7 protein-coding genes and 1 pseudogene are annotated in these 7,611 nt (G+C 47.5%); all 8 read right to left on the reverse strand.

The window, feature by feature from the left end; translation table 11 throughout:
- Positions 1-399, reverse strand: a pseudogene (locus ACOJTG_RS22515) (transcription elongation protein SprT); the annotation flags it as partial.
- A 62-nt stretch (positions 400-461) separates the two neighbouring features.
- Positions 462-638 carry a hypothetical protein gene (locus ACOJTG_RS22520; RefSeq protein WP_165796020.1) on the reverse strand — a complete coding sequence of 59 codons (177 nt, stop codon included), beginning with the start codon at positions 636-638 and terminating at the stop codon, positions 462-464.
- Between the two features lie 221 nt (positions 639-859).
- Entirely contained in the window at positions 860-1,402 is a 543-nt protein-coding gene (locus ACOJTG_RS22525) for a GtrA family protein (protein WP_420155865.1), read from the reverse strand.
- Between the two features lie 21 nt (positions 1,403-1,423).
- Positions 1,424-2,824 carry an NADH-quinone oxidoreductase subunit N gene (locus ACOJTG_RS22530; protein WP_420155866.1) on the reverse strand — a complete coding sequence of 467 codons (1,401 nt, stop codon included), beginning with the start codon at positions 2,822-2,824 and terminating at the stop codon, positions 1,424-1,426.
- Between the two features lie 28 nt (positions 2,825-2,852).
- Positions 2,853-4,298 (reverse strand): complex I subunit 4 family protein, encoded by a 1,446-nt coding sequence (locus tag ACOJTG_RS22535; RefSeq protein WP_420155867.1) that lies wholly within the window; start codon positions 4,296-4,298, stop codon positions 2,853-2,855.
- Positions 4,299-4,312: 14 nt separating this feature from the next.
- Positions 4,313-6,232, reverse strand: a complete 1,920-nt coding sequence (nuoL, locus tag ACOJTG_RS22540; protein ID WP_420155868.1) for an NADH-quinone oxidoreductase subunit L — start codon at positions 6,230-6,232, stop codon at positions 4,313-4,315.
- Positions 6,233-6,296: 64 nt separating this feature from the next.
- Entirely contained in the window at positions 6,297-6,620 is a 324-nt protein-coding gene (nuoK, locus tag ACOJTG_RS22545; RefSeq protein WP_104713055.1) for an NADH-quinone oxidoreductase subunit NuoK, read from the reverse strand.
- A gap of 345 nt (positions 6,621-6,965) precedes the next feature.
- The coding region (locus tag ACOJTG_RS22550; protein ID WP_420155869.1) for an aldo/keto reductase at positions 6,966-7,611 on the reverse strand (646 nt) is incomplete at its 5' end.

Raw genomic sequence — 7,611 nt, forward strand, 5'->3', positions numbered from 1 at the left:
ATACAGGGGCTGGTGCGAAGCCGGAGCCGCTTTGGGGTCACGGGCGTAATCAAGCAAGGGAAGTAAAATATCCGCAGGGAACACGTGTTCGGTTAGAACAGGCTGTAATAATTCCCGAAACATTTTTTTCCAGGAACGTCCGTGCGGAGCAACGCCCGTACCGAACCGGATACAGACCCGGTGATGGGCTACTTCGTGCAAATACGTGATGAGGAAGGCGTAACGGTTCATGTTTCCGTTGATGGAAATCCGATGGCCTTTAAGGGAGCAGTAGGCGTAGTCGCCGAATTTACTGCGGCGAGGGCGGGTAATCTGGAAATGAAAAGGATGTTGTTGCCAGAGACTCAAACAGTAGGCAACCGTATCCGAAGGCAAATGTTGATGTAAGAGCGACTCCATCCTACAAAAAACGACAAAGCCTTACCGTAAGGCAAGGCTTTGGCTTGGTTCCTACCAACGAATTATTTCGTAGTATCAGCAGCAGCCGTATCAGCCGTCATTGCCGTGTCAACTGCAGTCGTCGTATCAACCGTTACAGCAGCAGAATCAGCAGTTTCAGTAGATTCAGCTTTCTTTTCTTGGCAAGCTGCCAAAGAAACCATTGTGCCTAGGAGGAACAGGGCGAACAATTTTTTCATTTTTGTGATGATTTTAGGGTTTATTGCCGTGACAAAGTTGGGCTTAGATTTTCAATAAAACAAGCATTGCTTTAAGGTTTTTTTAAGTTTTTTGCCCAATTTCTTACTTTTGTCCTAATAAATCCTATATTTTTTGGATAAAATACTATTTCAAGATAAAAAAAACCTTAAGATTCCCTCTAATGAATCTTAAGGTTTGGTCGAAAGGAGTAGAATGAATCCTATTCGGGAATGCCTTTGAGATAATCCTTTATTCGATCGTAAAAACCCGTTGATTTGAACGTAAAGGTTTTGTGCATGATGTAGTTACTCGTAAAACTCATTCCCATACCCACGAGTAGACCACCAAATTCCTTGACATTAATATTGCGGGCTTTCTCCGGTAAAAAGGACAGCGGGAATTCATAGAAGAAAGGTTCGGGATGGATGACGTTGAAAACGTACAAAGCCAGACTCGAGCCTCCAAGGGTAATAAAGAAGGAAAGAACGGCCACCATGCCAAACTTAACCATCTCGCGACGGGTCTGTCCAGAACTCTTGGCATCAAAGGCAAAAAGTTTCGTTAGAACAAAACCAACGATAAAAGAAACAATGTAGCCTAGCGATACAGAAGCATAATAGCTCATGTACTCCCGAAAAAAACCGCCGGCAATAATTTGAACGGCGGCTCCTGTACCGGCTACAAGAAAGTAGGCAATTAAATCACGCGTGTTGAGTAGCTTGGATTTCTTCGTCTCCAAAGGTTGCTGAAGGGTCTGCTTCAAGGGTTGAATGTGTTGTAAAACCTAGAATATGTTCTTCACCAGATCAGGAAAAACACCCAAAAGGAGTGTTAATGCTGTAGTGAGGAGCAAAGTTAATTTAAATCCGTTGCTAACGATAACCGGATTATTGTCACTAGGTTTTAAATACATCGAAATAATTACCCGGAAGTAATAGTAAATACCTACGCAGGACATCAGTACAGCAATGACTAACAGGGAAGTAAGATTCGCTTGGACTGCCGCCGAGAAGATGAAAAATTTCCCCCAAAAACCGGCTGTTAATGGAATTCCGGCGAGCGAAAGCATTGAAATCGTCATGACAAAAGCCAATAGAGGATTGGTTTTAGCCAAGCCATTGAAGGCTTCGTAGCGTTCGTCGGCACCCCCATCGTAGAGTTTTTTCTCCGAAACCACCATCAGTACCCCAAAGGCGGAAACAGTAGCCAGGGAGTACGCCAGTGAATAAAACAGAATAGCCGATGGGGAAGCCGAAACGTTCGCTACCACACCCAGCAGTAAATAGCCCGCGTGCGAAATGCTCGAATAGCCCATCATGCGTTTGAAACTGGTCTGGTACGCCGCGGTAATATTGCCCACGAGCAAGGTCAGTACCGTAATAATGGCTAGCGTCTGAGCCCAGAAGCCGTAAGCTCCTCCAAAAGCTACCGAGGCCAGTTTGTACAGAGCGGCAAAGCCAGCCGTTTTCACTACGGTAGACATGAAAGCCGTGAAAATCGTAGGAGCTCCTTCGTATACGTCGGGCGTCCAGAAGTGGAAGGGAGCCGCCGAAACTTTAAAAAGCATGCCGATAAAGAGTAACAGCAAGCCCACATACAGTAGGGGAGAAACCGAACCGTAGCGGATAGCAACTTCCACATAGGTAGCAATACCGCCCAGTTTGAAAGAACCCGTAGCTCCGTAAATCATGGCTACGCCAAATAGTAAAATACCCGTGGCGAACGAACCCATCAGGAAATACTTCAAAGCGGCTTCGTTCGAACGCAGATTACGTTTATCCGTACCCGTCAATACGTACATGGCTACTGACAACACTTCCACGCCCACAAAAAGCATGATCAGGTTTTCAAAACCAATCATCATCAAAGCCCCAGCTACTGAAAAAAGTAGAATGGCGTAGTACTCCGCCGGGTGGGTGTGCTCATCATCGCCCCCAAAGCTGCGGGAGAGGCTGACCACAAAAAGTGAGGTAACCAGAACAATGGCCGAGAAGTTAACAAAGAGGTTATTGACCCGTAACATGTCGCTGAAATACAGAGCCTGATCATTCCAGTCGAGCGAGTTCAGTACCAGAGCTACCAGTAAAAAAAACAACGTAGCGGGCAGGAGTACCTGTCGGGATTTCAGGAACCCTAAGAAGAGGTTCAGAATGCCAAAAATAGAGAGAGAAATAATGGATAGCATAACGCTGGAAAGGTCACGGGTGGAAAGATCATTTCATGGCTCGCAGCAATTCAGCTACGGCAGGTTCGGTAAGTTTCAGGAATCCGTTCGGGAACAGGCCGATCCAGAAGACAAACACCGCCAGCGGAGCCAGCACCAGAATTTCGTTGAGATTTAAATCAGTAAACTGTTCAGTAACGGTAGTTTGGAGACCAAACATGGATTTCTGCACCATCCGAAGCATGTAGACTGCTCCCAGAATAATCGTCGTACCGGCAATAACGCCCAGCCAGGTATTGTAGGTAAAGACGCCTTTCAGTAACAAAAACTCACCGATAAAACCATTCGTGAGGGGTAGAGCTACGCTACCTAGTACCAGGATGATAAAGAAAACACTGAGTACGGGTGAATTCTGCGTAATACCGCCGAGTTGAGCCAGATCGCGGGATTGCGTTCGACTGAAAATGATCTCAACAATAAAAAACAGACCGACCACATTAATACCGTGGGCCAGCATCTGAATAAGCGAACCCTGTAAGCCGTCGAGCGTCAGGGAGAAAATACCCGCCGCCATCAGGCCGACGTGAGCAAACGACGAGTACGCCACCAGCCGCTTCATATCCTGTTGCTGGATCGCAATGATTGAACCGTACACAATACCAATCACGGCTAGTACAATGGCAACGATTCCCCATTGCTGTACGCCTTCGGGTACGATCGGCAGTACGATACGGATAAGTCCGTAGGTTCCCATCTTCAGCATGATTCCTGCCAGCAGCATCGTTGCGGGCGTAGGCGACTCCACGTACGTATCGGGTTGCCAGGTGTGGAAGGGGAAAATGGGCATTTTAATGGCAAATCCAATGAATAAGGCCCAGAAGAGAAAACCTTGTTGCGAAGCCGACAGGTTTAATCCGTAAAAAGCCGTTAGCAGAGAGCTGTGCGTGCCGGGCGTTTGCAGGTACAGATACACCAAACCCAACAACATGAACAGCGAACCGAAAATGGTGTATATAAAGAACTTGAAGGTTACCTTAATCCGGTTTTCACCGCCCCACAGAGCCGCAATAAAGTAAATCGGAATCAGGGCTGCTTCGAAAAAGAAGTAGAACAAAAACGCATCCTTTGCCACGAATACCCCTACCAACGCCGATTGCATAAACAGAATCAAAGCGTAGAAAGAAGAAGGATTACGATAGCTATGATTGAACGTCGATAGAATAATCAGCGGTACCAGCAGTGTACTTAGCAAAACCAGTAAGATACTAATGCCATCGATACCGATGGCAAACTGTACGCCCGCGGATTTAATCCAGTGATAACTTAACGAAAATTGACTCGTCGTATCGGGTTGAAAAGTGCTTAGCACATAAACGGCCAGAGCCAGTTCGGCTAGGGAGGCAATCAGGGCTACCCGTTTGACAGCACCGCCCCGCAGGGCCAGTAATACCAGAGCAACGAGTAGCGGAATGAGTATGAGAACAAGGGTGAGCATAGATCCGATGAGTCTTAGTTACCAAAAATGAGCGTACGCAGGCTGTACATGAGTATGGCGGCAATGCCCATAACCATAATGAACACGTAAAACGAAGTAGTACCGGTTTGCAGCAACCGGAACTCATTCGATAGGCCGCGAACGAAATTGCCCAGTCCTTCTACGCCGAAACGATCAATCAGGAGTCGATCTGTCACGTTATAGAATACGCGGGAAAGAGCCTGGATCGGTTTAACAAACAGCGAATCGTACAGCTCGTCGATGTAGTATTTGTGATACACCAGCTTGGGTAAACCCGTTATTTCAGCATCCGGAGCAGGTACTGATTTCCGGCTGACATACATCACAAACGCAACGATGATCGCCAGGGCGGCTCCGGCCACGGATACACCCATAAGCATGAATTCCGTCGAATGGTCGAGGTGCGTCTCGGCGAAGGCCTCAGGATTTACCTGTTTGGAATAAGCGAAGATGGGATCCAGATACGCCGATAGTTTCGCCGAACCGCCCAGTATGGCGGGCACGTTCAGAAAACCTCCTAGTACGGATAATATCGCCAATACGATCAGAGGCAACGTCATCGAAAAAGGCGACTCGTGCAGGTGATGTTCCTGTTCGTGCGTACCCCGAAATTCGCCGAAAAAGGTCAGGAAAAGCAGACGGAACATGTAAAATGCCGTCATCATCGAACCGATTACGGCCAGTCCCCACATCAGCGGACTGTGTTCGAAGACGTGAGCCAGAATTTCATCTTTGGAGAAAAAGCCCGCGAACGGTGGAATTCCTGAAATCGCAATGGTACCGAGCAAAAACGTCAGGAACGTAATCGGTAACTTCTTGCGTAAGCCACCCATGTACCGGATGTCCTGTTCGTTGCTCATGGCGTGAATAACCGAACCCGCTCCTAAGAAAAGCAATGCTTTAAAGAACGCGTGCGTCATGACGTGGAAGAAGCCGGAAGTATACGCTCCAACGCCCAAGCCCAGGAACATATAGCCTAACTGCGATACCGTAGAGTAAGCAAGTACCTTCTTAATATCGTTTTGGAACAGACCAATCGAAGCCGCCAGCAGAGCCGTAATCAGGGCAATCCAGGCGACGAGGTGCAGGGTGTCCGGAGCCAGCGTATACAGGACATTCGAGCGAACAATCATATAAATACCCGCCGTTACCATCGTCGCGGCGTGGATCAGGGCCGATACGGGTGTCGGACCCGCCATGGCGTCGGGGAGCCAAGTATAGAGGGGAATCTGAGCGGATTTTCCCATCGCTCCGATGAACAGACAGAGCGTAATCCAGAAAATACCTTGATCGCCTACGCTTAGCTGAGCCGCCGCCGGGAATACGCTCGCAAACTCCAGACTTTCGAATTGATTCAGAATCAGGAAAATACCAATCAGAAAGCCTAAATCGCCGATTCGGTTCATGACAAACGCTTTGCGGGCTGCGTAGCCGTACGAAGGATTTTGATTCCAGAAGCCAATGAGTAGGTACGAACAGAGACCAACGCCTTCCCAGCCAATAAACATGACTAGATAATTCGAGCCCATGACCAGCAGGAGCATGAAGAAGACGAACAGGTTGAGAAAGGCGAAGAACTTACCAAAGCCTTCATCGTGGTGCATATAGCCGATGCTGTACAGGTGAATGAGCGAACCAATTCCCGTAATAATCAGCATCATAATCAGGGAAAGCTGATCGATCTGAAAGCTGAAGGAAATATGCAGCGGACCGACCGTAATCCAGTCGTACAGCGGTATGTGCTGAGCTTCACCCGAAAAATTCAGGAAAAGACTAAGTACCAAAGCAAAGGAAGCCACTACGGCTCCGGTGCCGATGATACCAACCAGAGACTTAGGAATTCGCCGGAATCCTAATCCGTTAATTAGAAAACCGAGAAAAGGCAGTAGAGGAATAAGCAGGGCTAGATTCATAAGGACTGTTAGCCGTTGGCTGGGAATAAAGAATACATCATCGATTAAGGCGATGATTAGAAAATTACCACTTCAGTTTATTGAGCAAGCCAATGTCAAGGGACCGAACGTTTCGGTAAATCATGACAATCAGGGCCAGGCCGATGGCTACTTCAGCGGCCGCAACGGCCATAATGAAGAATACAAACACCTGACCGTTGGGGTCCGAGCGGTAGACCGAAAAGGCGATCAACAACAGGTTGACGGCATTTAGCATCAATTCTACGGACATAAAAATGATGATGGCATTTCGGCGGGTCAGTACCCCCACAATTCCAATCACAAAAAGGGCTGTAGCAAGATAAATGTAGTACTGAAGCGGTATGGTCTGAACAACTTCGGGGATCATGCTTTCGCTAATTGGGTGAGTACGATCGTTTGTTGCAGCAAGGTGACCTGCAACGCATCGTAGGGTTAGGGTATCAAATAGGCTTATGATCCAAAGGAAGACGTTTAAAATGAAATTTTTATAAACACCCTTTGAATAGTACTGAGGCAAAAATAGTGGTTTTCGGCAAACCGTTGCAATGATTCAGCCGGTTAAAACGCATTAATTTTGTAGGAGAGCAAGATTTGAGTGGATATTAGAAAGATTCTAGAGAAGGGATTTAGCGGTTCAGTTACACAAAAAAAGGAGGGGCTTGTAGACCTCTACAAACCCCTCCTTGGCCACGAATACTAGTTAAGTAATTGATTATTCAGCGAGTACCAGCTCGGAAAGCGACGCATTAATTTGATTCATTTCTTCGCTCGAAAGCTGAATCTGAGCGGCCCGAGCATTCTGAATGGCCTGTTCAGCGTTCCGGGCTCCGACCAGAGCTACGGTGATACCGGGCTGATCAATGGTCCAGCGAATGACTAATTGCGACAATGTCGCCTGTTTTTCATCGGCTATCGGACGAATTTTATCCAGAAAAGCGTTGATTCGTTCAATATTTTCTGGCTTATAGAACTTCGTAGTGGGGCGGTGATCCCCTTCGGCAAAGACATGACCGGGCTTAATTTTTCCCGTCAGAATACCCCGTTGCAAAGGACTATACGCGATAATGGCCGTCTGCGTTTCGATGGCGTACGGAACAACGTCTTTTTCAATCGTCCGCTCTACCATACTATAGGGTACCTGATTGGAAGCCAGCTTAAGCGTTTGATTGGCTTCTTTCATTTGGTCCAGCGAGTAGTTACAAACCCCCGCCGCCCGGATTTTTCCTTGCTGGAGTAGCGTTTGCAAGGCTTCCATGGTCTCATCAATCGGCGTAGTGATGTCAGGCCAGTGAATTTGGTACAGGTCGATGTAGTCGGTACGCAGACGACGCAAACTGTTCTCGCATTCTTCGATGATA

It is taken from the genome of Siphonobacter sp. (genome assembly GCF_048595215.1).
Taxonomy (GTDB): Bacteria; Bacteroidota; Bacteroidia; order Cytophagales; family Spirosomataceae; genus Siphonobacter.